The sequence below is a fragment of the Streptomyces sp. NPDC005494 genome (genome assembly GCF_042872025.1).
Taxonomy (GTDB): domain Bacteria; phylum Actinomycetota; class Actinomycetes; order Streptomycetales; family Streptomycetaceae; genus Streptomyces.
Genome location: NZ_JBIAJR010000001.1, coordinates 151,968 through 177,182, shown reverse-complemented (window position 1 = coordinate 177,182; position 25,215 = coordinate 151,968). Strand labels below are relative to the sequence as shown.

The 25,215-nt window shown below is 70.9% G+C and carries 23 protein-coding genes; 21 read left to right on the top strand and 2 right to left on the bottom strand.

Annotated features, from left to right (window positions below; genetic code table 11):
- Positions 1-265: 265 nt before the first annotated feature.
- From ACFYQ6_RS00855 to ACFYQ6_RS00795, 13 genes are all read left to right on the top strand, one after another.
- On the top strand, positions 266-694 hold the full coding sequence (locus tag ACFYQ6_RS00855; protein WP_388759547.1) for a Rieske (2Fe-2S) protein: 429 nt from the start codon (positions 266-268) through the stop codon (positions 692-694).
- A gap of 188 nt (positions 695-882) precedes the next feature.
- Positions 883-3,030: an excinuclease ABC subunit UvrC gene (uvrC, locus tag ACFYQ6_RS00850; RefSeq protein WP_388759544.1), complete on the top strand. Its 2,148-nt coding sequence runs from the start codon at positions 883-885 to the stop codon at positions 3,028-3,030.
- Between the two features lie 56 nt (positions 3,031-3,086).
- Positions 3,087-3,992: an RNase adapter RapZ gene (gene rapZ, locus ACFYQ6_RS00845; RefSeq protein WP_388759540.1), complete on the top strand. Its 906-nt coding sequence runs from the start codon at positions 3,087-3,089 to the stop codon at positions 3,990-3,992.
- A complete protein-coding gene (yvcK, locus tag ACFYQ6_RS00840) occupies positions 3,989-5,020 on the top strand; it encodes a uridine diphosphate-N-acetylglucosamine-binding protein YvcK (RefSeq protein ID WP_356736211.1) in 1,032 nt (343 codons plus the stop codon). Before rapZ ends, yvcK begins: the two co-directional genes overlap by 4 nt.
- Positions 5,011-6,000 (top strand): DNA-binding protein WhiA, encoded by a 990-nt coding sequence (gene whiA / locus ACFYQ6_RS00835; protein WP_356736213.1) that lies wholly within the window; start codon positions 5,011-5,013, stop codon positions 5,998-6,000. The genes yvcK and whiA overlap by 10 nt, the downstream gene beginning before the upstream one ends.
- A gap of 739 nt (positions 6,001-6,739) precedes the next feature.
- On the top strand, positions 6,740-7,750 hold the full coding sequence (gene gap / locus ACFYQ6_RS00830; RefSeq protein ID WP_145802384.1) for a type I glyceraldehyde-3-phosphate dehydrogenase: 1,011 nt from the start codon (positions 6,740-6,742) through the stop codon (positions 7,748-7,750).
- 112 nt (positions 7,751-7,862) lie between these two features.
- Positions 7,863-9,074: a phosphoglycerate kinase gene (locus ACFYQ6_RS00825; protein WP_361580174.1), complete on the top strand. Its 1,212-nt coding sequence runs from the start codon at positions 7,863-7,865 to the stop codon at positions 9,072-9,074.
- 6 nt (positions 9,075-9,080) lie between these two features.
- Positions 9,081-9,869: a triose-phosphate isomerase gene (gene tpiA, locus ACFYQ6_RS00820; RefSeq protein ID WP_361580176.1), complete on the top strand. Its 789-nt coding sequence runs from the start codon at positions 9,081-9,083 to the stop codon at positions 9,867-9,869.
- A gap of 113 nt (positions 9,870-9,982) precedes the next feature.
- Complete coding sequence (secG, locus tag ACFYQ6_RS00815; protein ID WP_014156893.1) at positions 9,983-10,219, top strand: preprotein translocase subunit SecG; 237 nt, start codon at positions 9,983-9,985, stop codon at positions 10,217-10,219.
- A 109-nt stretch (positions 10,220-10,328) separates the two neighbouring features.
- Positions 10,329-10,664, top strand: a complete 336-nt coding sequence (locus ACFYQ6_RS00810; RefSeq protein ID WP_073747820.1) for an RNA polymerase-binding protein RbpA — start codon at positions 10,329-10,331, stop codon at positions 10,662-10,664.
- A gap of 153 nt (positions 10,665-10,817) precedes the next feature.
- The gene (pgi, locus tag ACFYQ6_RS00805) at positions 10,818-12,470 is read left to right on the top strand and encodes a glucose-6-phosphate isomerase (RefSeq protein WP_361580179.1); all 1,653 of its coding nucleotides are present in this window, start codon (positions 10,818-10,820) and stop codon (positions 12,468-12,470) included.
- Positions 12,471-12,474: 4 nt separating this feature from the next.
- Positions 12,475-12,978, top strand: coding sequence for a PH domain-containing protein (locus tag ACFYQ6_RS00800; RefSeq protein ID WP_361580181.1), 504 nt, complete (start codon positions 12,475-12,477; stop codon positions 12,976-12,978).
- Complete coding sequence (locus tag ACFYQ6_RS00795) at positions 12,975-14,480, top strand: PH domain-containing protein (RefSeq protein ID WP_361580183.1); 1,506 nt, start codon at positions 12,975-12,977, stop codon at positions 14,478-14,480. Before ACFYQ6_RS00800 ends, ACFYQ6_RS00795 begins: the two co-directional genes overlap by 4 nt.
- 119 nt (positions 14,481-14,599) lie before the next feature.
- On the opposite strand, the gene ACFYQ6_RS00790 is transcribed toward ACFYQ6_RS00795, so the two are convergent.
- Positions 14,600-15,841, bottom strand: coding sequence for a SagB/ThcOx family dehydrogenase (locus ACFYQ6_RS00790; RefSeq protein ID WP_361580185.1), 1,242 nt, complete (start codon positions 15,839-15,841; stop codon positions 14,600-14,602).
- Between the two features lie 749 nt (positions 15,842-16,590).
- On the opposite strand from ACFYQ6_RS00790, the gene ACFYQ6_RS00785 reads away from it, so the two are divergent.
- From ACFYQ6_RS00785 to ACFYQ6_RS00760, 6 genes are all read left to right on the top strand, one after another.
- A complete protein-coding gene (locus ACFYQ6_RS00785) occupies positions 16,591-16,980 on the top strand; it encodes a hypothetical protein (protein ID WP_361580187.1) in 390 nt (129 codons plus the stop codon).
- Positions 16,981-17,035: 55 nt separating this feature from the next.
- Positions 17,036-18,262, top strand: coding sequence for an acyl-CoA dehydrogenase family protein (locus ACFYQ6_RS00780; protein ID WP_361580189.1), 1,227 nt, complete (start codon positions 17,036-17,038; stop codon positions 18,260-18,262).
- The gene (locus ACFYQ6_RS00775) at positions 18,259-19,254 is read left to right on the top strand and encodes a hypothetical protein (RefSeq protein ID WP_388759530.1); all 996 of its coding nucleotides are present in this window, start codon (positions 18,259-18,261) and stop codon (positions 19,252-19,254) included. The genes ACFYQ6_RS00780 and ACFYQ6_RS00775 overlap by 4 nt, the downstream gene beginning before the upstream one ends.
- Positions 19,251-20,177: a ThiF family adenylyltransferase gene (locus tag ACFYQ6_RS00770; RefSeq protein WP_361580193.1), complete on the top strand. Its 927-nt coding sequence runs from the start codon at positions 19,251-19,253 to the stop codon at positions 20,175-20,177. Before ACFYQ6_RS00775 ends, ACFYQ6_RS00770 begins: the two co-directional genes overlap by 4 nt.
- A gap of 101 nt (positions 20,178-20,278) precedes the next feature.
- A complete protein-coding gene (locus tag ACFYQ6_RS00765) occupies positions 20,279-21,712 on the top strand; it encodes an MFS transporter (protein ID WP_361580195.1) in 1,434 nt (477 codons plus the stop codon).
- A gap of 162 nt (positions 21,713-21,874) precedes the next feature.
- Complete coding sequence (locus ACFYQ6_RS00760) at positions 21,875-22,591, top strand: LuxR C-terminal-related transcriptional regulator (protein ID WP_388760882.1); 717 nt, start codon at positions 21,875-21,877, stop codon at positions 22,589-22,591.
- A gap of 91 nt (positions 22,592-22,682) precedes the next feature.
- Here ACFYQ6_RS00760 and ACFYQ6_RS00755 read toward each other — a convergent pair whose 3' ends face one another.
- Entirely contained in the window at positions 22,683-23,156 is a 474-nt protein-coding gene (locus ACFYQ6_RS00755; RefSeq protein WP_361580197.1) for a winged helix-turn-helix domain-containing protein, read from the bottom strand.
- Positions 23,157-23,714: 558 nt separating this feature from the next.
- On the opposite strand from ACFYQ6_RS00755, the gene ACFYQ6_RS00750 reads away from it, so the two are divergent.
- On the top strand, positions 23,715-23,969 hold the full coding sequence (locus tag ACFYQ6_RS00750; protein ID WP_361580199.1) for a hypothetical protein: 255 nt from the start codon (positions 23,715-23,717) through the stop codon (positions 23,967-23,969).
- A complete protein-coding gene (locus ACFYQ6_RS00745; RefSeq protein WP_388759525.1) occupies positions 23,950-25,203 on the top strand; it encodes a beta-ketoacyl-[acyl-carrier-protein] synthase family protein in 1,254 nt (417 codons plus the stop codon). The genes ACFYQ6_RS00750 and ACFYQ6_RS00745 overlap by 20 nt, the downstream gene beginning before the upstream one ends.
- Positions 25,204-25,215 lie beyond the last annotated feature (12 nt).

Here is a 25,215-nt window from a genome sequence, read left to right as displayed (position 1 = left end):
CACCCGCCCCCCCCCCCCCCCGCCCCCCCCCCCCCCCCCCCCCCCCCCCCCCCCCCCGGCCCCCCCCCCCCCCCCCGCGGCCGGCCCCCCCCCCCCCCGTCCGGTTGCCGCGCCTCCGAGGGCCGGGGGCCGGTGGAGGTACAGGCGTTCTCCGTCGGTATCGTCGGGTCTGTCGCCCATACCGCCAGATGCGGCCCGTGTCCGTGGCACCCGGCGCTCCGTACGGTGCGGGCGGCCCCCTGTCCCCCCGACCCGTGGAGACCGCATGTCCGGCCTGCCCGCCGCCCGCCGCACCGTACTGAAGGGCGCCGCTCTCGCCGGTGCCGCCGGGCTGGGAGCGGCAGCCTGCTCGACCGATTCGAAGCTGGGTCACGCACAGACGCCCACCCCCACCGCGCCCGTGGAGCTCGGCTCCCCGGACGAGGTCCCCGTCGGCGGGGCGAAGCTCTACCGGGAGCAGCGGGTCGTCGTGAGCTGTCCCGCCGCCGGGAAGTACAAGGCGTTCAGCGCCCAGTGCACCCACGCGGGCTGCCTCCTGGACAAGGTCGAGGGCAACGAGGGCAACTGCCCCTGCCACGGCAGCCGCTTCGACATGACCACGGGCAAGGCGCTGCAGGGGCCTGCCACCGTGCCGCTGCCCTCCGTCGAGGTGCGGGTCGAGGGCGGAAAGCTCGTCGCCGGTCCCAAGGCCTGACCGGAGGCCTGCCGGGCCGCCGGGCCTGACCTGAATCCTGCCGGGCTCCCGGGCCTGATCTGCCTGGGCCTGACCGGAGACGGGCCCCGGGCCCGACCGGCTCCCGGCCCTGACCTGAAGCCTGCCGAGGGCTCCTGGTTCCCCTGGGAGGGGCCGGTCTGTCAGCGCCCGCAAGTAGGGTGTGAGACATGGCAGACCCCTCCAGCTACCGCCCCAAGCCGGGACAGATCCCCGACTCCCCGGGGGTCTACAAATTCCGCGACGAGCACCGCCGGGTGATCTACGTCGGGAAGGCCAAGAACCTGCGCCAGCGCCTGGCAAACTATTTCCAGGACCTGGCCGGCCTGCACCCGCGTACACGCACGATGGTCACCACGGCGGCCTCGGTCGAGTGGACCGTGGTCTCCACGGAGGTCGAGGCGCTCCAGCTGGAGTACACCTGGATCAAGGAGTTCGACCCCCGGTTCAACGTCAAGTACCGCGACGACAAGAGCTATCCCTACCTCGCGGTGACGCTCAACGAGGACTTCCCGCGCGTCCAGGTCATGCGCGGGGCCAAGAAGAAGGGCGTCCGCTACTTCGGCCCGTACGGCCACGCCTGGGCGATCCGCGAGACGGTCGACCTGATGCTCCGCGTCTTCCCGGTGCGCACCTGCTCCGCCGGGGTCTTCAAGAACGCCGAGCGGACCGGGCGGCCCTGCCTCCTCGGGTACATCGGCAAGTGCTCGGCCCCCTGCGTCGGACGGGTCACCCCTGAGGAACACCGGGACCTGGCCGAGGAATTCTGCGACTTCATGGCCGGCCGCACCGGGACGTACATCCGCCGCCTGGAGAAGGACATGATGCAGGCGGCCGAGGAGATGGAGTACGAGCGGGCGGCCCGGCTGCGTGACGACGCGGAGGCGCTGAAGCGCGCCATGGAGAAGAGCGCCGTCGTCCTCGCCGACGCCACCGACGCCGACCTCATCGCGGTGGCCGAGGACGAACTGGAAGCGGCCGTCCAGATCTTCCACGTCCGGGGCGGACGGGTGCGGGGCCAGCGCGGCTGGGTCACCGACAAGGTCGAGGCGGTCGACACGGCGGGCCTGGTCGAGCACGCGCTCCAGCAGCTCTACGGGGAGGAGTCGGGTGACTCCGTGCCCAAGGAGGTGCTGGTCCCGGCCCTCCCCGAGGACCCGGAGGCCGTCTCCCAGTGGCTCGCGGGCCGCAGGGGCTCCCAGGTCAGCCTCCGCATTCCGCAGCGGGGCGACAAGAAGGACCTGATGGGCACGGTCCAGCGCAACGCACAGCAGGCGCTCGGGCTGCACAAGACCAAGCGGGCCTCCGACCTCACGACCCGCTCCCGCGCCCTGGAGGAGATCGCCGAGGCTCTCGGCCTCGACACGGCGCCGCTGCGCGTCGAGTGCTTCGACATCTCGCACCTCCAGGGCGACGACGTGGTCGCGTCGATGGTCGTCTTCGAGGACGGTCTCGCGCGCAAGAGCGAATACCGCCGCTTCCAGATCAAGGGCTTCGAGGGCCAGGACGACGTCCGCTCGATGCACGAGGTCATCGGCCGCCGCTTCAAGCGCTACCTCCAGGAGAAGGAGCGCCCCGGGGAGTGGGAGGAGACCCCGGCCCCCACCGGCCCGGTACCGGCTCCCGCGGACGGTGGACCGGCCCCCACCGGCCCGGTACCGGCTCCCGCGGACGGTGCGCCGGCTCCCGGGGGCGACGTACCGGCATCCCCCGGAGAGCCCGCGGTGGTGGTGGCGGCCCCGGCGCCGGGTGACATCGCTCCCGCGCGGGAGGAGCCGCGCGAGGACGACGGCCGTCCCAAGCGCTTCGCCTACCCGCCCCAGCTCGTCGTCGTCGACGGCGGGCAGCCCCAGGTCGCCGCCGCCAAGCGGGCCCTGGACGAGCTGGGCATCGACGACATCGCCGTCTGCGGTCTCGCCAAGCGGCTGGAAGAGGTCTGGCTGCCCGATGACGACGACCCGGTGGTCCTGCCCCGCTCCAGCGAGGGCCTCTACCTCCTCCAGAGGATCCGCGACGAGGCCCACCGCTTCGCCATCACCTACCAGCGGGCCAAGCGGGCCAAGCGCATCCGCAGCAGCCCCCTGGACGAGGTCTCCGGCCTCGGTGAGACCCGCAAGCAGGCGCTGATCAAGCATTTCGGCTCCGTCAAGAAGCTGCGGCAGGCGACAATCGACCAGATCTGCGAAGTGCCGGGGATAGGGCGCAGGACCGCGGAGTCGGTGGCCGCCGCCCTCGCCTCGGCGGCCCCGGCCGCGCCTGCCGTGAACACCGCCACAGGAGAGATCATTGAAGAGGACGACGGGGGCAGCAGGACATGACCGAGCACGCGCATGAGCACCAGGACGAACGCGGCCGAGCAGACGGAGCAGCACACATGAGTACGGGAAGCACCACGGAGAAGGCCGAGGCGACCGCCCCCGCCATCCCCGAGCTGGTGATCATCTCGGGAATGTCGGGCGCCGGGCGCAGCACGGCCGCGAAGTGTCTGGAGGACCTCGGCTGGTTCGTCGTCGACAACCTGCCGCCGGCCCTGATCCCCACGATGGTCGAGCTCGGGGCCCGGTCCCAGGGCAACGTCGCCCGTATTGCCGTCGTCGTCGACGTACGGGGCCGTCGTTTCTTCGACAACCTCAGGGAGTCCCTCGCGGACCTGGAGGCCAAGCACGTCACCCGGCGCATCGTCTTCCTGGAGTCCTCCGACGACGCCCTCGTACGCCGTTTCGAATCGGTTCGCCGGCCGCATCCGCTCCAGGGCGACGGCCGCATCGTCGACGGCATCGCGGCCGAGCGCGACCTGCTGCGTGAGCTGCGCGGTGACGCCGACCTGGTCATCGACACCTCCAGCCTCAACGTCCACGAGCTGCGGGCCAAGATGGACGCCCAGTTCGCCGGGGACGAGGAGCCCGAGCTGCGGGCGACGGTGATGTCGTTCGGCTTCAAGTACGGCCTCCCGGTCGACGCCGACCTCGTCGTCGACTGCCGCTTCCTGCCCAATCCGCACTGGGTCCCCGAGCTCCGCCCCTTCACCGGACTCAACGAGGAGGTGTCCGACTACGTCTTCGACCAGCCGGGCGCCAAGGAGTTCCTCAACCAGTACACGGAGCTCCTCCAGCTCATCGCCGCCGGCTACCGCCGCGAGGGCAAGCGCTACGTGACGATCGCCGTCGGCTGCACCGGTGGCAAGCACCGCTCCGTCGCGATGTCGGAGAAGCTGGCCGCACGGCTGGCCACCGAAGGGATCGAGACCGTCCTCGTCCACCGGGACATGGGGCGAGAGTGACCAGTCGCAACATGCGTCTGCGACGGCTGAGCAGAGCCACGGCCGCGCTCTCCGGCCGCAATCGCGGCGCGCCCAAGGTCGTCGCCCTCGGCGGCGGCATGGGTCTGTCGGCGTCGTTGACGGCGCTGCGCCGGATCACGGGGGACCTCACCGCCGTGGTCACCGTCGCCGACGACGGCGGCTCCAGCGGCCGGCTCCGCGAGGAGCTCGGAGTGCTGCCGCCCGGCGACCTGCGCAAGGCGCTCGCCGCGCTCTGCGGGGACGACGAATGGGGCCGGACCTGGGCCCAGGTCATCCAGCACCGCTTCGAGTCCAAGGGGGATCTGCACGAGCACGCGGTGGGCAACCTGCTCATCGTGGCCCTCTGGGAGCAGCTGGGCGACCACGTCCAGGCGCTGGACCTGGTCGGCAAGCTGCTCGGGGCGCACGGCAGGGTGCTGCCGATGTCCGCCGTGCCCCTGGAGCTCCAGGCGCTCGTGCGGGGACACGACCCCGAGCGGCCCGAGGAGATCGTGACGGTGCGCGGGCAGGCCACGGTGGCGCTGACCCCGGGGGAGGTGCAGTCGGTGCACGTCGTGCCCGCCGACCCGCCCGCGGTCCCCGAGGCGGTGGCCGCTGTCCTCGACGCCGATTGGGTGGTTCTGGGTCCGGGGTCCTGGTTCTCCTCCGTGATTCCGCATCTACTGGTGCCCGAGCTGCTCGACGCACTGGTGACCACGAAGGCCCGTAAGGTCCTCTCGCTGAACCTCGCACCACAGCCCGGTGAAACAGATGGCTTCTCACCGCAGCGTCATTTGGAGGTTTTGGGGCGACACGCCCCTAAACTCGCCATGGACGTGGTGCTGGCCGACGAGGCCGCCGTGCCTGACCGCGAGTCCCTCGCCGACGCCGCCCAGCGGCTCGGAGCCGCGGTCGAGCTGGCCCCCGTGGCCTCACCCGACGGCGTTCCGATTCATGATCCGGAGCTGTTGGCCGCCGCGTACGACCGTATTTTTCGGATGCATGGAAGGATCGGCCCATGGCGATGACGCCAGCGGTGAAGGACGAAATCTCTCGGCTTCCCGTGACCCGGACCTGCTGCAGAAAGGCAGAGGTCTCGGCGATTCTCCGGTTCGCGGGCGGGCTGCACCTGGTGAGCGGCCGGATCGTGATCGAGGCCGAGCTGGACACGGCGATGGCGGCGCGCCGCCTCAAGCGGGACATCCTGGAGATCTTCGGGCACAGCTCGGAGCTGATCGTGATGGCTCCCGGCGGACTGCGCCGGGGTTCCCGGTACGTCGTGCGGGTGGTGGCAGGCGGCGACCAGCTGGCGCGCCAGACGGGCCTGGTGGACGGCCGGGGCCGCCCCATCCGGGGTCTGCCCCCGCAGGTGGTCTCGGGGGCCACCTGCGACGCCGAGGCGGCCTGGCGTGGTGCGTTCCTGGCGCACGGCTCGCTCACCGAGCCGGGCCGCTCCTCCTCGCTGGAGGTGACCTGCCCCGGCCCGGAGGCCGCGCTCGCCCTGGTCGGTGCCGCACGCAGGCTCTCCATCGCCGCCAAGGCCCGCGAGGTGCGGGGGGTGGACCGTGTGGTCGTTCGTGACGGCGACGCGATCGGGGCCCTGCTGACCCGTCTCGGCGCGCACGAGTCGGTGCTGGCCTGGGAGGAGCGCCGCATGCGACGGGAGGTCCGTGCCACCGCCAACCGCCTCGCCAACTTCGACGACGCCAACCTCCGCCGCTCCGCACGCGCCGCCGTGGCCGCGGGCGCCCGTGTGGGGCGCGCGCTGGAGATCCTGGGCGAGGAGGTCCCGGAGCACCTCGCGGCGGCCGGACGGCTGCGCATGGAGCACAAGCAGGCCTCCCTGGAGGAGCTGGGCGCGCTCGCCGATCCGCCGCTGACCAAGGACGCCGTCGCGGGCCGCATCCGCCGCCTGCTGGCCATGGCCGACAAGCGCGCCCAGGACCTCGGTGTCCCGGGTACGGAATCGACCCTCAGCGAGGAGATGGCCGACGGCCTCGTGGGCTGAGCGCCCCCGGCAGGTCCCGGCCCGCCCTCGGGTGCGGCCGGGGCTCGGACGACACAGAGGCATGAGCAGGGCCGGCCGTGGGTATTTCCCCGCCGGAGCAGGATCCATTCCGAATTCCGCGGAGTGTTTTCCGGTAAAGGGGCGAGTGCACCAGCCCCGGATTGGACGGGCGGGTGCGTCGCATTGACCGACCGCCTCCCGTCGGATTGACCGACCGCTCTCCCGCCGGTTTGACCGACCGCCGTCCGGCGTGATGACTGAGCGCCGCCCCGCACGATTGAGCGGTTCTGGTTCGGCAGTTCCGGGATCACGCTCCGCCCGAAAGTGCGCCGGCCCGCCGCAATATCGATTGAGTGCCGCTCCGCACGATTGAGCGTCGGTCTCGGGGGCGGCATTCGCGGTGCGGGTCCGCCGGCGGGGTGGGGGCGGACGAAGTCCGTATCGGTGACTCCCCGTGATGCCGATGCCGACGGCCCTGTCCATGCGCCCTTCCTGCGCAAGGAGTTGGGCCCGGGCGGGAGTTGACGCTCGGTGACCACGTGGGCCGCGGCGGTCGCCCCCACCGGCCCGTTCCGGCGGAATCCGGCACTCCTACTCGGCAGTAAGGAGATCTCCCTTCACGCCGCCCCTCTCGATGTCACCCCGGGGCCTTCGGAGAGGTAGGGTCGGAGGCGGTCGGGGACATCCCTATAAAACTCGCCGGCATCGAAACCGGCGTTCCTAACGAGGAGATCGGTTCGTGACGATCCGCGTAGGCATCAACGGCTTTGGCCGCATCGGTCGTAACTACTTCCGCGCGCTGCTGGAGCAGGGTGCGGACATCGAGATCGTGGCTGTCAACGACCTGGGTGACACTGCGACCACGGCCCACCTGCTGAAGTACGACACCATTCTGGGTCGTCTCAAAGCAGAGGTGAGCCACACCGCCGACACCATCACCGTCGACGGTCACACCATCAAGGTGCTCTCCGAGCGCAACCCGGCCGACATCCCCTGGGGTGAGCTGGGCGTCGACATCGTCATCGAGTCGACCGGCATCTTCACCAAGAAGGCCGACGCCGAGAAGCACATCGCCGGTGGCGCCAAGAAGGTCCTCATCTCGGCTCCGGCCAAGGACGAGGACATCACCATCGTGATGGGCGTCAACCAGGACAAGTACGACGCGGCCAACCATCACGTCATCTCCAACGCCTCCTGCACCACCAACTGTGTGGCGCCGATGGCCAAGGTTCTGGACGAGAACTTCGGCATCGTCAAGGGCCTGATGACGACGGTCCACGCGTACACGAACGACCAGCGCATCCTGGACTTCCCGCACTCGGACCTGCGTCGCGCCCGCGCCGCCGCCGAGAACATCATCCCGACCACGACGGGCGCCGCCAAGGCGACCGCCCTGGTCCTCCCGCAGCTCAAGGGCAAGCTCGACGGCATCGCGATGCGCGTCCCGGTCCCGACCGGCTCCGCCACCGACCTCGTCGTGACGCTGCAGCGCGAGGTCACCAAGGACGAGGTCAACGCCGCGTTCAAGAAGGCCTCCGAGGACGGCGACCTCAAGGGCTTCCTGTCCTACACCGAGGACCCGATCGTGTCCTCGGACATCGTCAGCGACCCGGCGTCCTGCACCTTCGACTCCTCCCTGACCATGGTCCAGGAGGGCAACTCGGTGAAGATCCTCGGCTGGTACGACAACGAGTGGGGCTACTCCAACCGCCTCGTCGACCTGACCGTCTTCGTCGGCGGCCAGCTCTGATCCTAGGATCGGCAGGCATCCAGGTGTGATGTGAGGGGCTCGGACGGCGCGACGCGGCGCCGTTCGAGCCCCCTTGCATGCTCATCCGTCCTTCCAAGGAGTATGGGAACAGATGAAGACCATCGACGAACTTCTCGCCGAAGGGGTCGCGGGCAAGCGGGTATTCGTCCGTGCCGACCTCAACGTGCCGCTGGACGGCACCACGATCACCGACGACGGCCGCATCCGCGCCGTCCGCCCGACCGTCGCCCAGCTCGCCGCAGCCGGCGCGCGGGTCGTCGTCGCCTCGCACCTCGGCCGCCCCAAGGGTGCGCCGGACCCGGCGTTCTCGCTGGCCCCCGCCGCCGCCCGCCTGGGCGAGCTGCTCGGCGCCGAGGTCGCCTTCGCGACCGACACCGTCGGTGAGTCCGCCCGCGCCACGGTCGACGCTCTCACCGACGGCCAGGTCGCCGTCATCGAGAACCTCCGCTTCAACGCCGGCGAGACGTCGAAGGACGACGCCGAGCGCGGCGCCTTCGCCGACCAGCTCGCGCAGCTCGCCGACGTGTACGTGGGCGACGGCTTCGGCGCCGTCCACCGCAAGCACGCCTCGGTCTTCGACCTCCCGGCCCGGCTGCCGCACGCGGCCGGTGGCCTCATCGCCACCGAGGTCGGCGTCCTGAAGAAGCTCACCGAGGACGTCGCGCGCCCCTACGCCGTGGTCCTCGGCGGCGCCAAGGTCTCCGACAAGCTCGGGGTCATCGACCACCTGCTGGAGAAGGCCGACCGCATCCTCATCGGCGGCGGCATGGCGTACACCTTCCTCAAGGCCAAGGGCCTCGAGGTCGGGACCTCGCTGCTCCAGGAGGACCAGGTCCCCGCCGTCCAGGGTTACCTCAAGCGGGCCGAGGAGCTCGGCGTGGAGTTCGTGCTCCCCGTCGACGTCCTGGTCGCGGGCGAGTTCCCGGACCTGAAGACCAAGGCCCCGGCCAACCCCACCACGGTCGCCGCCGACGCCATCCCGGCCGACCAGGAGGGCCTGGACATCGGCCCCGAGACCCGCAAGCTGTACGCGGCGAAGCTCGCCGACGCGGCCACCGTCTTCTGGAACGGCCCGATGGGCGTCTTCGAGCACCCCGACTACGCCGAGGGCACCAAGGCGGTCGCCCAGGCACTCGTCGACTCCCCGGCCTTCAGCGTCGTCGGCGGCGGGGACTCCGCAGCCGCCGTCCGTATCCTCGGCTTCGACGAAAATGCTTTCGGCCACATCTCGACCGGTGGCGGCGCCAGCCTCGAATACCTCGAGGGCAAGACGCTTCCCGGACTCGCCGCACTGGAGGACTGACCCTCAATGACTGCTCCCGCACAAGGCCGTATCCCGCTCATGGCGGGCAACTGGAAGATGAACCTCAACCACCTCGAGGCCATCGCACACGTCCAGAAGCTCGCCTTCGCCCTGGCCGACAAGGACTACGAGGCCGTCGAGGTCGCCGTCCTGCCGCCCTTCACCGACCTGCGCTCCGTGCAGACGCTGGTCGACGGCGACAAGCTGAAGATCAAGTACGGCGCCCAGGACCTCTCCGCCCATGACTCCGGCGCGTACACCGGTGAGATCTCCGGCTCCATGCTCGCCAAGCTGAAGTGCACGTTCGTCGCCGTCGGCCACAGTGAGCGCCGCCAGTACCACGGCGAGAACGACGAGATCTGCAACGCCAAGGTGAAGGCCGCGTACAAGCACGGCCTGACCCCGATCCTGTGCGTCGGCGAGGGCCTGGACATCCGCAAGGCCGGTGACCAGGTCTCCTACACGCTGGCGCAGCTCGACGGAGCCCTGAAGGACATCCCGGCCGAGCAGGCCGAGTCCATCGTCATCGCCTACGAGCCGGTCTGGGCCATCGGCACCGGCGAGGTCGCCACCCCCGAGGACGCCCAGGAGGTCTGCGGCGCGATCCGCCGCCGGCTCGCCGAGCTGTACTCGCAGGAGCTGGCCGACGCCGTCCGTATCCAGTACGGCGGCTCCGTGAAGTCCGGCAACGTCGGGGCCATCATGGCGCAGCCCGATGTGGACGGTGCTCTGATCGGCGGCGCCGCTCTGGACGCCGACGAGTTCGTCAAGATCGTCCGCTTCCGCGACCAGTGAGTATGCGGTAGCGCCGATCCGTCGTACCCTTGCGGGGGCCGAGGGGGTTATACCCTCTGGCCCCCGCTGTTCGTACATGCAGTCCTATGAATTCCGGAAAGTAGGGACCAGCCGTGGTTTTGGCGTTCGAGATCGCCCTGATCGTCTTCAGCCTGCTGCTGATGCTGCTGGTGCTGATGCACAAGGGAAAGGGCGGCGGCCTTTCCGACATGTTCGGTGGCGGAATGCAGTCCTCCGTCGGCGGCTCGTCGGTAGCCGAGCGGAACCTCGACCGCATCACCGTCGTGGTCGGTCTGGCCTGGTTCGCGTGCATTGTCGTCCTTGCACTGCTCATCAAGCTGGACAGCTGACCCGTCGTCCGCGATTCCCGGTGAGGGTGTAACTCCTTTCACTGGACGCGCGTTGGGCCTTACGTAGACTGGGGCATCTTCGAGCACCATCACGCAGGGAGTTACGACCGTGGCAAGTGGCAACGCGATCCGGGGAAGCCGGGTCGGAGCGGGGCCGATGGGGGAGGCCGAGCGGGGCGAGTCAGCACCGCGCCTCCGCATCTCCTTCTGGTGCTCGAACGGGCACGAGACGCAGCCGAGCTTCGCCCATGACGCGCAGGTACCGGAGACCTGGGACTGCCCGCGCTGCGGTTTCCCGGCCGGGCAGGACCAGGACAACCCGCCGGATCCGCCGCGCACCGAGCCGTACAAGACGCACCTCGCGTACGTACGCGAGCGGCGCAGCGACGCCGACGGCGAAGCGATCCTCGCCGAAGCCCTCGCGAAACTCCGCGGCGAAATCTAGTCGTTCACCGGCCGGTCACCCCTCGGGTGCCCGGCCGGAATCCGTTTGTCGCCTCCGGAACCTGCCATTGCTCCGTCCCACCCTCCAGATCAATTAGGTTGGAGGGGCAGCGGGGAAGGTTGCAGGTACGAGAAGAAGTGGGCGATTTCCGGGATGAACGCACAAAGCCGAACCAAGCTCAATCAGACCCCCGAGTGGGCGGCTCTCGGCAAGCACCGTGAGGAGTTCGGCGACACCCATCTGCGCCGGCTGTTCGCACAGGCGCCTGACCGCGGTACGGCGTACACCCTCAGGGTCGGTGACCTCCACATCGACTACTCCAAGCACCTGGTCACCGACGAGACGTTGCGTCTGCTGCGGGACCTCGCCGGTGCGACGGGCGTGGCCGAGCTGCGGGACGCGATGTTCCGGGGCGAGAAGATCAACACCACCGAGGACCGGGCCGTCCTGCACACCGCGCTCCGCGCCCCGCGCGACGCCGTGATCGAGGTCGACGGTGAGAACGTGGTGCCGGCCGTGCACGCCGTCCTCGACAAGATGGCCGCCTTCGCCGACCGGGTCCGGGCGGGCGAGTGGACCGGCCACACGGGCAAGCCGGTCAAGAACATCGTGAACATCGGCATCGGCGGCTCCGACCTCGGGCCCGCCATGGCCTACGAGGTGCTGCGCTCCTTCACGGACCGCTCGCTCACCGTCCGCTTCGTGTCGAACGTCGACGGCGCCGACCTCCACGAGGCCGTCCGTGACCTCGACCCGGCGGAGACCCTGTTCATCGTCGCGTCCAAGACCTTCACCACGATCGAGACCATCACCAACGCCACCTCCGCCCGCGACTGGCTGCTCACCGAGCTGAGGGCCGGTCAGGATGCCGTCGCCAAGCACTTCGTGGCGCTGTCGACCAACGCGGACAAGGTCACGGACTTCGGTATCGACACGGCCAACATGTTCGAGTTCTGGGACTGGGTCGGCGGCCGGTACTCCTTCGACTCGGCGATCGGCCTCTCGCTGATGATCGCCATCGGCCCGGAGCGCTTCCGCGAGATGCTCGACGGCTTCCACCTCGTCGACGAGCACTTCCGCACCGCGCCCGCCGAGGAGAACGCGCCGCTGCTGCTGGGGCTGCTGGGGGTCTGGTACGGCCACTTCTTCGACGCCCAGTCGCACGCCGTACTGCCGTACAGCCACTATCTGTCCAAGTTCACGGCGTACTTGCAGCAGCTGGACATGGAGTCCAACGGCAAGTCCGTGGACCGGCAGGGCGATCCGGTCGAATGGCAGACCGGACCGGTCGTCTGGGGCACTCCCGGCACCAACGGGCAGCACGCCTACTACCAGCTGATCCACCAGGGCACCAAGGTCATCCCGGCCGACTTCATCGGCTTCGCGGCGCCGGTCCAGGACCTGCTGCCCGGCCTGATCGCCCAGCACGACCTGCTGATGGCCAACTTCTTCGCCCAGACCCAGGCGCTCGCCTTCGGCAAGACGCCGGAGGAGGTCCGCGCGGAGGGCGTGCCCGAGGAGCTCGTGCCGCACAAGACGTTCCCCGGCAACCACCCGACGACCACGATCCTCGCGGACCGGCTCACCCCCTCGGTGCTCGGCCAGCTGATCGCGCTCTACGAGCACAAGGTCTTCGTCCAGGGCGCCGTGTGGAACATCGACTCCTTCGACCAGTGGGGCGTCGAGCTGGGCAAGGTCCTCGCCAAGAAGGTCGAGCCGGTCCTGACCGAGGGCACGGGCGGCGAGCAGCTGGACAGCTCCACCGCCGCGCTGGTCTCGGCGTACCGCTCGCTGCGGGGCCGCTGAGCCCATGGCGGAGGGGGAGGGGACGATACGGCTCAGGCCGCCGCGCAACAGGCTGGATCCGCGGGCCGTCGGCTGGTGGAGAGCCCAGTGGCTGCTGCTGACCGCGGCGCCGGTGGCGGTCCTGGGCATCCTGGGGGCGTTCATCGCTCCGGCGAGGTTCTGGCTGCTGATGCCGGCCGCCGCCCTCGCGGGCGCCGGCCTGCTGTGCGCCGTCCTCTTCCCCTCCTGGTGGTACCGCACGCACCGCTGGGAGGTCACCGATGACGCGGTCTACGTGAGCACCGGGGTCCTCCTGCGGGAGTGGCGGATCGCGCCGATGTCCCGCATCCAGACGGTGGACACGGTCCGGGGCCCGCTGGAACAGCTCTTCGGGCTGGCCACGGTCACCGTCACCACCGCGTCCGCCAAGGGCGCCGTGCGGATCGAGGGACTGGCCCACGAGGCCGCGGCCTCGCTCGCCGAGCGGCTGACCCGCATCACCCAGGACACCCCCGGGGACGCCACGTGAGCACGGCCGCCGGCGCCGACCCCGGCTGGCGCCGGCTCCACTTCCGTACGGTCCTCGTCACCGCGCTGGTCACGGCGGGGGTCGCGGCGGGCGCGGCCGTGCCGGTCACGGTCGCGTTGTCCGGCCGCCTCGGGTACGCGAGGGCGATCGGCTGGGAGTTGGCGGGGGCGGCGCTGCTGAGCGGCTGCGCCGCCGCCGGGGACTACGTCCGCTGGCGGCGCACCCAGTACCGGGTCGGCGCCGAACGCGTCGATCTGCACACCGGGCTCCTCCTGGTGAAGCGCCGCTCGCTGGCGCGCGAGCGGATCCGCAGCGTCGATCTCACCGCTCACCCGCTGCTGCGGGTCCTCGGGCTCGTGACGGTGCGCATCGGCACCGGAGAGCAGGGCGGCGACTCCACCCTGGAGCTCGATCCCGTCACCCGCGCGGAGGGCGAGCGGCTGCGCCACGAACTGCTCGACCGCGGAGTCCCGCAGGCCCCCGGGACGCACCGGGAGGGCGCGCTCGCCACGCTCGACCCCCGCTGGATCCGCTACGCCCCCGTGTCCTTCGTCGCACCCATGCTCGGCGGCGCCGCCGCGGGCGGTGTCCTCCAGGTCAGCGAGTGGGTCGGCGCCCAGGGCGAGGTCATCGACTGGGTCGCCGACCGCTTCCGCGACACCCCGCTGCTGTGGGCGATCGGCGTGCTGGTCCTGGCCGCCCTGGTCGCCGGAGTGGTCGGCGCACTCGGGCTGTGGGTCGAAATGTGGTGGAACTACCGGCTGGAACGCGAACCGGGCGGCACCCTCCGGGTCCGGCGAGGTCTGTTCACCGCGCGTTCGCTGTCCGTCGAGGAGCGCCGGCTGCGCGGGGTGGACCTGGTGGAGCCGCTGGGCGTACGGCTGGTGGGCGCGGCCCGGGTGGACGCGATCACCACGGGCCTGACCAAGGACGAGGAGTCGCGGAGCGGTGACCACAACACCCTGCTGCCGGCCGCTCCCCGTGCCGTGGCCGACGCCATCGCGGCCGAGGTCCTGCGGGAGCCCGGCGCCCCGAACGGTGCCGCGCTCACGGCCCACCCCCGTGCCGCGCGCGGCCGGCGGCTGCGCCGTGCTGTGGCCGTGGCGCTCGTACCCGTGCTGGTCCAGGCCGTGCTGGGTGTTCTGCTGACCCCCGTACTGCTGTGGACCGCGCTCGCCTGCGGCGTGCTGTTCCTGCCGCTCGCCGTGCTCCTGGGCCTCGACTCGTACCGGTCGCTGGGCCACACGCTGAGCGGCGGCTATCTGGTCACCCGCTCCGGTACGGTCCGGCGTTCCACGGCGGCCCTCCAGCGGGCCGGGGTGATCGGGTGGACGGTGAAGCAGTCCTGGTTCCAGCGGAGGGCCGGGCTGCTGAGCGTCACCGCCACGACGGCGGCCGGAGGCGGCGCCTACACGGCACGCGACACCGACGCCTGTGAGGGTCTCGCCTTCGCGTCCGAGGCCGTCCCAGGGCTGCTGGAACCGTTCCTGGACCGTGGCTGAGGGGGCCGCGGCCGAGCGGGAAGGGCGCGGCTGACCCCGTTCGCCGAGCGACCGGTCGCGTCTCCGGCCCGGCTCCTGCCGCCTCGTGCGGGCAGCCGGCTCCTGACGGGCCCGCGCCGTCAACGGGCGAGCAGCGTGGTGGCGCCGAAGGCCGGGATGCCGGCCGGTGGGGGAGCGTCCCGCCGAGCCGGGGCGGGGTGCCCCGCGGCCAGCACGTAGAGCGGGACGTGACCGGTGTTGTCCAGGCCGCAGCGGCCGGCGACCTCGGAGTCCCTGAAGGCCCCGGTCTGGGCAGGGCCGAGTCCGAGGGCCGTCGCGGTCAGGGCGAAGGTCTGCCCCAGGTGCCCGGCGTCCAGCAGGCAGACGCGGTACGCGCGGGGCGTCGGGTACTTCACGCTCATCCGCTCAAGCCGCGCGGCGAGCAGGACCAGGAAGGCGGGCCGCGCCGCCCACTCCTGATCGGCACAGAGACGGGCGGCCTCCGCGGGCGTGAAGCCCTCGGAGAGCAACGCGAGACCGTGCCGCAGGCCGTCGTAGTGATACCAGCCAGGATCGAGGCCCTCGACGTCCAGGACCCCCACGTAGGCGTCGATCTCCTGACGGGAGCCGCCCTGCGGACTGGTGCGCCGGTACAGGGCGCCCCGCCCGCAGTCGATGAAGTCGGCCGGTCCGAAGACCACGGACAGCAGGGCGGCCAAGGTCTCCGCCGGCACCGGCTCGCCGGTGAAGTCGCGGTGGGTACGGCGCTCGTACAGCACCTGCTCGAACGGCGCCCCGAGCCCCGGCGGTCTGCGAGGCAGCAGGAGGAGGGGTACTCGCGGGTGGTCCGTGAACAGGGGAGGCGGTACGGGCGAGGGTGCCGCGCCGCCCGTGTCCCCGGCCTTCGGTGTGCCCCCCGGATGTGTGACTGGGGTCCCCGCCCCCACGGCTCCCCCCGGATGCGCGTCCGGCTCTCCGGACTCGACGAGGGGCGGCGGGCCCCCGGCGGACGCGGAGCCCGGGGGTCCCACGGCGTCCGGGTGGTCGTACACGTCCTGCGTGGCGTAGTGGAAGAACGACGCCTCGGGCATCCATGAACCCCACCGCCCCGCGATCTCCTCGTCCCGGTGGGCGGCCGCGCCACCCTGCTCCAGGAGGGCCCCGCTCCGCGACAGCGTCTCGACGGCCTCCTCCACGGTGTCCCGGGTGAGATGGCCGAGCTCTTCGGCTGCCTCGGCGGCGGTGCTCCAGTCCTCGAAGGCGGTGAGGACCTCAGCGGCTGCCGGGTGCAGCGCCGTGGGTGTGCCGTGCGGGTGGGGGTGGACGACGAAGGCGCCGTCGTGCCAGTAGCAGGTCAGGCAACGGGAGCGGCGTAGACGCAAGGTGACTCCTCGGTACACGGGCGGCTGGGAGGAAGGAAGGCCGGGACATACGTGTGGGGCCGGGCAGGGGAGTGCCCGGCCCCACACGCGCGGTCACGCCTGGCGGTAGGCCCACGTCCAGTTCCAGGTGGAACCCTGACCGGCCGCGGGGCGGTCGGCCCGGACGGCGATGCGGTGCTTCATCTCGATCCTGCGCATTATTCGACACCTCCTTTCGAGAACTCTCGTGCATGTGTCGCCGCGACGACTCCTCAATGACGCACGACAGAATTCCGATATGCAAGAGGCGCAATCGTCGATCACTCTTTCGTGGTGAAACCACTGGCCTCTGATTCTCATTCGAGTTGCATTCGTGGCTAGTGCTGTCACGCGCTGTCAACCCGTTTCGTATACGAGCGGGAGGGGCGATCGGTGCGCGTCCGCCTGTATTCGAACGCCGGCGATCCGAGGCGGCCAGGGCGGCTCCGGACAGCATGCGTGGAGCATCGTCCCTGTTCAGGGCGTTGTGTGGCGGCTGCTTACCAATTTCTTTCAGTCTTTTTTCGGCTACCTGTCGGTGCGGACGAAGCTCTCCCGGAGGTGTCATAGCGTGCGGTCATCGACGCTCGACGAGCAAACGCACTCCCACCGTCCGGTCGGGGGTTTGCGCGCCGCGCCAGCGGAATTCTTCCGGTGCGAGGGCATTCGGAAGGAACAAGCAAATTCCTTGCACGGAGGGCGTCGGACCGCCGATATACCAAAGGGGAAGCATGACCGTATTCTCGTCCAGTGAAATGGCGTCCGACGTGTTCGGCCGGCTCTTCGACGTGCTGCTGGAGGACGAGCAGTTCGTGGAGAAGGCGCGCAGGGAAGCGCTGTCGGTGCAGTTGGTGCACAGCAAGCCCGACTGCCGGATCTTCGTCTCGTCCGAGGGCGTCGTCCACGGGGAGCCGCCGTTCAAGGCCGCGATCACCCTCAAGATGACCTGCGACACCGCGCACGCCCTGTGGATGGGCCGCCTGCTGGTGCCCGCCGCCATCGCCACCGGCAAGGTCCGGATCCGCGGCCGCATCGCCAAGGTGCTGGAACTCGTGCCGATGCTCCAGCCCGCCTTCGACAGCTATCCGGCGATCGCCGCGGAGTCGGGCGTCGGTGTCTGACCTCCCTGACCTTCCGAGACATCCCGACGACACCGACCAGGAAACCGAGGAACCCATGACCGTCGACGTACCGGCAGACCTCTCCCCAGAGCTCAACTTCGACACGTTGCCCCCGGAGGTGAGGCAACTCAAGGAGGACGCACGGCGGTTCGCGCAGGAGACCGTCAAACCCCTGGTCCAGCAGCTCGATCAGGCGCCGGCGGAGGACTTCGACTGGGACGTGATGCGCCGCGGCCACGAAATCGGCCTGACCCGTGCCGCCGTCCCCACCGACTACGGCGGCCTCGGCCTCGGGATGCTCGGGGTCGCCACCGCCCTGGAGGAAGTGGCCGCCGTGTGCCCCGGCACCGCGCTGGTCTTCGGTGCCACCATGCTCGGCCAGGCCCCGCTCCTCCTCTCGGGCGACCCTCGCCTCCAGGCGCGGTACCTCCCGCTCTTCTCCGGCGACGAACCGGTGCTCGCCTGCAACGCCGTCACGGAGGAGGACGCCGGGTGCGACCTGATCATCCCGGCCAACGCGCCGCACGCACGTAACGTCATGACCGCGCGCCGGGACGGCGACCAGTACGTGCTCACCGGCAGGAAGCGGTTCATCACCAACGCCCGCTTCGCGGCCTTCGCCTCCGTGTTCGCGAACATGGAGGGCAGCCCGGGCGCCACCGGACTCACCTCCTTCATCGTGCCGCTGAACCTGCCCGGCGTCGTACGCGGCCCGGTCGCCGACAAGATGGGCTACCGGGCCTGCCTGGGCAGCGAGCTGGAGTTCCACGAGGTCCGGGTCCCCGCCGAGAACATGATCGGCGGCGAGGGCGAGGGCATGCCCATCAACATGGCGCAGAGCAACATGGCCCGCGCCGCGGTCGCCGGGATCTCCACCGGAGTGGCCCGCGGCGCCCTCGAACAGGCCGTGGCCTGGGCCGGGGAACGGGTACAGGGCGGTGAACTGCTGCGGCGTCACCAGTTCACCGCGGCGAAGCTGGCCGACATGACCGCGAAGGTGGACGCGGCGCGCCTGCTGTACCTGCACGCGGCGAACACCGTGGACACCCAGCTGCCCCCGCCCGCCTACGAGCCCGCCGTGGCCAAGCTGTTCGCCGACCGCGCCGCGGTCGACGTCGCCGACGCCGCGCTGTCCCTCGTCGGCGCCCGGGGCTACCTCCGCTCGTACGGCGTGGAGAAGATGCTCCGCGACGCCTACGGAACCCGGATCTACGAGGGCACCCCCGAGGTGCTGGCACTCACGATCACCGAGAGCCTCTACGCCGAGGACGACGCCGAATGAACACCGCACACCCGCGCGCGGGCGGTGACGGGCACGCCCGCACCACCGTCCCGACCTCCGCGGACCCCTCGGGCTCCCGTGCCCTGCGTTACGTCGCCGACATCATCGAGCTGCACGAACGGCTCAGCTACCGGCAGCTCCCGGCGGAGATCTCCGGCACCCCGCTGTACCACGCGGAGGACGTCCACAGCGGTCTGATCACCCTCACCGTGCGGGACAGCCAGATCCCCGCCCGCTACCTCCGGGGGATCCTCGGCTTCCGGCTCGCCCAGTACCTGCGGCTCAGCTGGATCTCGGCCGACCTCGTCTACCGGACGGCCGCGTACCACGAACCGCTGCCCCGCCCGGGCCAGATGGAGAGCATCCACACGGTGACCCTCTGCTCGCGCACCGGGAGGATCCGAGGTTACGTCGGGCTGAGCTGCTCCGCCGACCCCGTCAGCCTGCCCCTCGACTCGCCCCGGCGCGCCCTGTTCCCGACCGAGGCCGCCCACGGCATCGACCTGCTCGGACAGTACGCGCGTCCCGGGCTCGGGACCCACCAGGTCTTCGAGCTCAAACGCTTCCTGCGCGACCAGTCGATGCCCCTCGGTATCCAGCACGACCGGGTGCCGTGGCACCTGATGCTCGGCATGGGTGAGGCGATGATCCAGCTCGACGACGCGATCCGCCTCGTGCTCGGCGACGCCAAGGAGCACGTGGCCCTGCGCCACCTGCGTCTGGCCGGCTTCGACCTCCACGTCGTCGAGGACACCTCCCCGAGCCTGCCCTCGTCCGACCCGCTGGCGCCCATCTACCACCAGGGCGTCCTCGCCAAGCCCTTCGTCGCCCCGGTGCCCGAGGACCTGCCCTGGTACCGCGACGTCGTCCGTTCCTACATGGACGGCAGCAGCGACCTGACCTCGTACCACGAGATGGTGGCCAGGCTCGCCGGGCGCAGGCAGGCGAACGGCCGCCCCGTGATCCCCCGCCAGCGTGGAGGTGCCGCATGACCCTGGAACACCTGGGCCGTACGCCGGCCGAAGGGGAATCGGCACCCCACAGCCGCTTCTACGAGGAACTGGTCACCCGGAACGCGGGCGTCGTGTCGGCGGGCGAGCAGTCGGCGCTGCGCAATGCCACGATCCTGGTGGCGGGCTGCGGGTCGATCGGCGGCGCGGCCGTGGAGCCGTTGACGCGGCTCGGGGTGCAGCGCTTCGTCGTGGCGGACCCGGGGACCTTCGAACTGAACAACCTCAACCGCCAGAGCGCGGTCGCCGCCGACATCGAGCAGAACAAGGCCGCCGGCGCGGCGGAACGCATCATGTCGATCAACCCGCACGCCCGGGTCACGGTGTTCACCGAAGGGGTGACCGCGTCCACGGTGCAGCGCCTCACCGCGCCGAGCCAGCTCGTCATCGACGGGGTGGACGTCACCACCCTCGACGGATGGCGCGCCAAACACCTGCTGCACCGCGTGGCCGCCCAGCGGAGGCTGCCGCTCATCACCGGCTGGGACATGGCCGGAACCCAGTACGTGCGCTGCTACGACTACCGGCGCCTGCGCGAACCCTTCGGCGGGGCGATCACCGTGGAGGACATCGAGCGGGTGGACACCTGGGAACTCCTGCGACGGGCGGTGCCGTTGCGCAGGGTCCCCGCCGAGATGCTGGCGGAGATCCGGGCCAACCACACACGCACGGACTACAGCTTCCCGCAGGTCGCCTACACCGCGACGGCGTTCGGCGTACTGAGCTCGCACATGGCGGTGCGTGTGCTGGCGGGCAGGCGTGTGCGCCAGGAGATCGGCCTGGACGTGCACCAGCTGGCCCGGCCGCTGGGCGAGCGCTGGCGGACCCGGCTGCGGTGGCCCTTCGAACTGGCGGCCCTGGTGCCGCCGGTGATCCGCGTCATGCGTGGCACGGGCGCGCACTGAACCGACCGCGTACGCCTCACCGGCGGCGGTCCCGCGGCTCCCCTCCCGCGAGGCCGCCGCCGGTGTCAGGTTCGCGGCCCATCCTCCAGGAAAAGGCAATCATGCATGTCTCCAAGCGGAACGTCCTGTGGACGTTCCTGTGCTGTGGCCTGGGCGTGGCCATGGTCTCCCTCGACAACCTGGTCGTCATCACCGCTCTGCCCGCGATCCGGGAGAGCCTCGGCGGCGACATCCAGCAACTCGAGTGGACCGTCAACGCCTACACCCTCACCTACGCCGTCCTCATGCTTCCCGGTGCCGCCCTGGGCGACCGGTTCGGGCGGAGGCGGATGTTCGCCGTGGGGCTCGGCGTCTTCACCGCCGCGTCGGCCGCGGCGGCGCTCGCCCCCGGCATCGGCGCCCTCATCGCGGCCCGGGCCCTGCAAGGACTCGGCGCCGCCGCTCTGATGCCCCTCAACCTGACCCTGCTCACCGCCGTGGCCCCCGCGGCCCGCCGCGGCGCCGTCCTCGGCGCACTCAGCGCCGTGGAGGGGCTGGCCATCGCGACGGGGCCGCTCGTCGGCGGGGTGATGGTGGAGCACCTGACCTGGCAGTGGATCTTCTGGATCAACGTGCCGATCGGGCTGGTCCTGCTGCCGCTCGGCCGATGGAAGCTCGCCGAGAGCCGCGGGCCCAACTCCCGCCTGGACCTGATCGGGACCGTACTGGCCGGCGTCGGTCTGTTCGGCATCGTCTTCGGCCTCATCCAGGGCCCCACGGACGGCTGGACCAGTCCCCTCGTCCTGGCCGCGCTGGCCGGGGGCGCGCTCGTCCTGGTCGCGTTCGTCGCCTGGGAGCTCCGTACGGACATGCCCATGTTCCCGATGCGGCTGTTCCGCCATCGGACCTTCAGCGGGATGAACGCCGCCGGGCTGCTGATGTTCGCCGGCATGTTCGGCTCGGTCTTCCTGCTCACCCAGTTCTTCCAGGGCCCGCGCGGCTACTCCCCGATGGAGGCGGGGCTGCGCATCCTGCCCTGGACCGCGGTACCGATCTTCGTCGCGCCGCTGGTCGGACTCCTCTCCGACCGCATCGGCAGCCGGGCCATCGTCGCGATCGGCCTGACCTTCCAGGCCTGCGGGCTCGGCTGGATCGCCTCCCGTGTGTCGCCGGACGTGGACTACGTCTCCCTGATCCCGGCCCTGGTCATGTGCGGGCTCGGCATGACCTTCTACTTCTCCCCGACCGCGAACCTGGTGATGGGCTCGGTCGACGCCCAGGACCGGGGGATGGCCTCGGGCGCGGTCAACTCGCTGCGGGAGCTGGGCGGTGTACTCGGAGTCGCCGTACTGGCCTCCGTCTTCACCGCGCACGGCGAACTCACCACGCCGGAGGGGTTCACCGACGGCATGGTCCCCGCCCTCTGGACCGGTGCGTGCCTCATCGCCGTCGGCGCGCTCGCCGTCCTGACGACGCCGAGACGGCCGGGTGCGGGCCGGGCCGCCGGCAGGGGCGCGGGCCTGAAGATCTCCGGCGCCGAGAGCGCCCAGGCCTGACGCCGGGGCGCGGAGAGCGCCCGGGCCCGACGCCGGGGCATTAAGAGCGCGCGGCCCCGACGCCGGGGCGCCGACAGTGCCCGGGCCTGACGCCGGCTCCGGCGTCACCGAAAGCCCCGACCACCAAGGCGTTTTCCACGCTCAGCCTGGAGGGAGAGTCCGATCGACGCATCTGTCCGCGTTCTGCTCGTCGACGACCGTGCCATCACCCGGACCGGCATCCGGGCCATCCTCGACCAGGACCAGGGCATCGAGGTGGCCGGTGAAGCCGCCGACGCCACCGAGGCCGAGCGGGAGGTGCTGCGTCTCGGGCCCGCCGTGGTGCTCGCCGACGCCCAGTCGCCCGGTCTCGACGTCGTCGGACTGGTCAGGGCTCTGGCCGCACGCCACGGGGACTCGATGCCGGCGGTCCTGCTCACCGCCCAGGGTGCCGACGGCACCGCGAGAGAAGCCCTGCGCGCCGGCGCCAAGGGTGTGGTGCTGAGCAGCGCCACACCGGAACAGCTGGTGGCCGCCGTCCACATGGTCTCGGCGGGGTACGCCGTCCACGTCGCCCCCGGACTCCGGCACGGCGACGGCGGCGACGAGCCCTGGCCGGTGACGGTCCCCCGCCCGGGGGCGGGCCCGGACCGCGCACGGGCGGATCTGCTGACCCGGCGCGAGCGGGAAGTGCTGCAACTCCTCGCGCGCGGCCTCAGCAACGCCGAGATGGCCGCCGAACTGGTGGTGAGCGAGAGCACCGTCAAGTCGCACGTGCAGAACCTGCTCGACAAGCTGCACCTGCGCAACCGGGTGCACGCCGTGATCTACGCACACCGGACGGGCCTGGTGTCCGCCGCCTGCGGCTGCTCCGGCCCGCCGAGGGCCGGAGCGGCGTGAGTACTGCTCGGCGGGACCGCGTGGGTACGGCCGAAGCCCTCACGCACGTGTGGAGCCCCTGCCGGACCGATGTCCGGCAGGGGCTCCGTGCTCAGCCCAGCGCCTCCAGCAGGTAACCGCGTCTGCTGGCGGTGCGGACCCGCAGTCCCAGGGGAAGGAGACGGCGCCGGATCCGCATCACGTGCAGGTCCAGGGCGTTCCGGCTCGCCGTGCTGCCCCGCGTGCTGAGGAGCGTGAGCAGCTCGTCACGCGCCACCAGGCTGCCGAAACGCTGTACCAGGGGCCGTAACAGGTACATCTCGGTCGGGGACACGGGCACCACGCGGCTGCCGTACCTGAGCAGCCCGTCATGGTCCAGCGCCGGCACGTCGTGCGAGGAGGCCCTGGCGCGCAGCGCGGAGATGCGTGCGGCGAAGTCCTCCCGTGTGATCGGGGACCGGACCCAGTCCTCCCGCACGTCCGTCGACACGGGTGGCGTCGCCCCGTTCTCGATCACGAGGAGGCGCAGGACACCCTTGTGCCGGAAGTGCTCCAGCTTCGACGCTTCGAGGGGCCAGCGGACCACTTGAACCTGTTCCTCGGCCGAGGACGGGTGAGGCCTTTTGGTGTGCGGCACGAATCTCCCTTTCCGATTTTTGCATGAGAACGGGAATGCCGGAACCCCAGGCCTCACTGTGCATTGCTTTATTTTTGAAGTGCACGGGACCGAGGTGGCGGGGAACTGTTCTCTGCAGCCTCTTTCTTTACTATGCAGCATTCCTGAGCATGGTGGCAATAAGCAATAATCGAAGGCATAGTACGACAAGTCAGAAAGAATTTGATCATGGTGCTGAGCTCGGCATACTTTACGCGCAAAGGGGGTGAAGCGCTCTCTTCGCCGTTTGATTCTGCGCCCCCTGCGCCCCCCTGGCGGGGGAGGATCCGCTAAAAGGGGGAGTCGATAATTCGACAGAATAGCCGAGGTGGAGAAGGGCCGCTGTCGCTTAGCTTGAGTTGCGGTTGCGGTGAGAGGAATCTGCGGCCGGTAACTCGTCTCTGCCTTGTGGCATTCTGTGCGCCCGTCCGGGGCCTACGGCATTTTCAAGCCACGCGCGGTGCAAAGGAATGGGGAGCTGGTATGTGTGTGACTGTGGAAGCGAATGCATTTCACGAGGGGGAGGAGAGCGGCCGGGGCGGCACGGCCGGTCGGAGCGCGGAGACCCTCGGGGGCACGGAGGCCGCCACGCGCCCGGGAGCCCACGAGGAGCCGGCCCAGGTGACGGGCGCCCTCGATCTGATGCTCGCCGTGGCACGGCTCACCGTCGCGGGACTCAGCAGGCGCGCACGGTCGGCCGAGGGCGCGGGCGAGAGGGGCCGTCGTGCGGCGTACGGACGGTGAGGCCGCGGGTCGCCGCGGCGGGCCGGTGAACGACGTACTGGTGACGGGCATGGGGGCCACGACCCCGCTCGGCGCCGATGTCCCGGGCACCTGGAACGGGCTCCTGGCGGGCCGGTCCGGCATCACGCCGATCGTCTCCCCCTGGGTCACACAGCTGCCGGTCCACATCGCCGGCGCCATGCTCCAGGACCCCTACGCCGAGGTGGACCGCGTACAGCGGCGACGGCTGGACCGGAGCCAGGCGGCGGCGCTGGTCGCGGCCAGGGAGGCATGGTCCGACGCGGGACCGCCCGGGGTCGAACCCGAACGACTGGCCGTCGTCGTGGGCACCGGCATCGGCGGAGCGCTGACCATACTGGACCAGCACGACCGGATGGGGGAGCGGGGCCAGCGCGCGGTGTCCCCCTACACCGTCCCCAGGCTCATGCCCAACGGCCCTTCCGCGGTGGTGAGTCTGCTGCTCGGGGCGCGGGCGGGAACCCATGCCCCTACCAGCGCCTGCGCCTCGGGTGCCGAGGCGATCGCCGTCGGCGCCCTGCTCATCCGCGCGGGCCGCGCCGATGTGGTCGTGGCCGGAGGCACGGACGCCTGCATCCATCCCCTGTCGCTCGGCGCCTTCGCGCAGATGCGCGCGCTGTCACTGCGCAACGACGCCCCCGAGCAGGCCTCCCGGCCGTTCGACCGGCAGCGGGACGGCTTCGTGATGTCCGAGGGTGCGGGAATGGTCGTCCTGGAGCGCGGTGACTTCGCGCGGGCACGCGGTGCCCGTGTGCACGCGGCGCTGGCCGGGGCCGGTGTCACGTCCGACGCCCACGACATCACGCTGCCCGACTCCGCGGGGCAGGTACGCGCCATCGAGGAGGCCCTGCGCGACGCGGGGCTGACGGGTGGCGACATCGGGCACGTCAACGCACACGCGACCGGGACGCCGCAGGGGGACGTCGCCGAGGCCCGGGCGCTGACGACCGCGGTGGGGAACCATCCGGTGGTCACCGCCGCCAAGTCCGCCACGGGCCACCTCCTCGGCGCCTCGGGAGCCCTGGAGGCGATCCTCACGGTGCTCGCTCTCACGGAGTCGATCGTGCCCCCGGTGCGCAACCTCGAGAAGCCGGGCGACGGCATCGAACTGGACCTGGTGACCGGCGCCCCTCGCACCATCGACGCCACCGCGGCGTTGTCGACGTCCTTCGGCTTCGGCGGCCACAACGTGGTGCTGACCTTCACCCGTGACTGAGCTCCCGGCGGG

Bases quoted from the DNA above. Each gene is read 5' to 3' on its own strand.
- ACFYQ6_RS00775 (WP_388759530.1), top strand. From the start codon at position 18,259: ATGAACACCGCACACCCGCGCGCGGGCGGTGACGGGCACGCCCGCACC.
- uvrC (WP_388759544.1), top strand. From the start codon at position 883: ATGGCAGACCCCTCCAGCTACCGCCCCAAGCCGGGACAGATCCCCGAC.
- whiA (WP_356736213.1), top strand. From the start codon at position 5,011: ATGGCGATGACGCCAGCGGTGAAGGACGAAATCTCTCGGCTTCCCGTG.
- ACFYQ6_RS00785 (WP_361580187.1), top strand. From the start codon at position 16,591: ATGACCGTATTCTCGTCCAGTGAAATGGCGTCCGACGTGTTCGGCCGG.
- ACFYQ6_RS00765 (WP_361580195.1), top strand. From the start codon at position 20,279: ATGCATGTCTCCAAGCGGAACGTCCTGTGGACGTTCCTGTGCTGTGGC.
- ACFYQ6_RS00770 (WP_361580193.1), top strand. From the start codon at position 19,251: ATGACCCTGGAACACCTGGGCCGTACGCCGGCCGAAGGGGAATCGGCA.
- ACFYQ6_RS00800 (WP_361580181.1), top strand. From the start codon at position 12,475: ATGGCGGAGGGGGAGGGGACGATACGGCTCAGGCCGCCGCGCAACAGG.
- rapZ (WP_388759540.1), top strand. From the start codon at position 3,087: ATGAGTACGGGAAGCACCACGGAGAAGGCCGAGGCGACCGCCCCCGCC.
- ACFYQ6_RS00855 (WP_388759547.1), top strand. From the start codon at position 266: ATGTCCGGCCTGCCCGCCGCCCGCCGCACCGTACTGAAGGGCGCCGCT.
- ACFYQ6_RS00825 (WP_361580174.1), top strand. From the start codon at position 7,863: ATGAAGACCATCGACGAACTTCTCGCCGAAGGGGTCGCGGGCAAGCGG.
- pgi (WP_361580179.1), top strand. From the start codon at position 10,818: ATGAACGCACAAAGCCGAACCAAGCTCAATCAGACCCCCGAGTGGGCG.
- tpiA (WP_361580176.1), top strand. From the start codon at position 9,081: ATGACTGCTCCCGCACAAGGCCGTATCCCGCTCATGGCGGGCAACTGG.
- ACFYQ6_RS00780 (WP_361580189.1), top strand. From the start codon at position 17,036: ATGACCGTCGACGTACCGGCAGACCTCTCCCCAGAGCTCAACTTCGAC.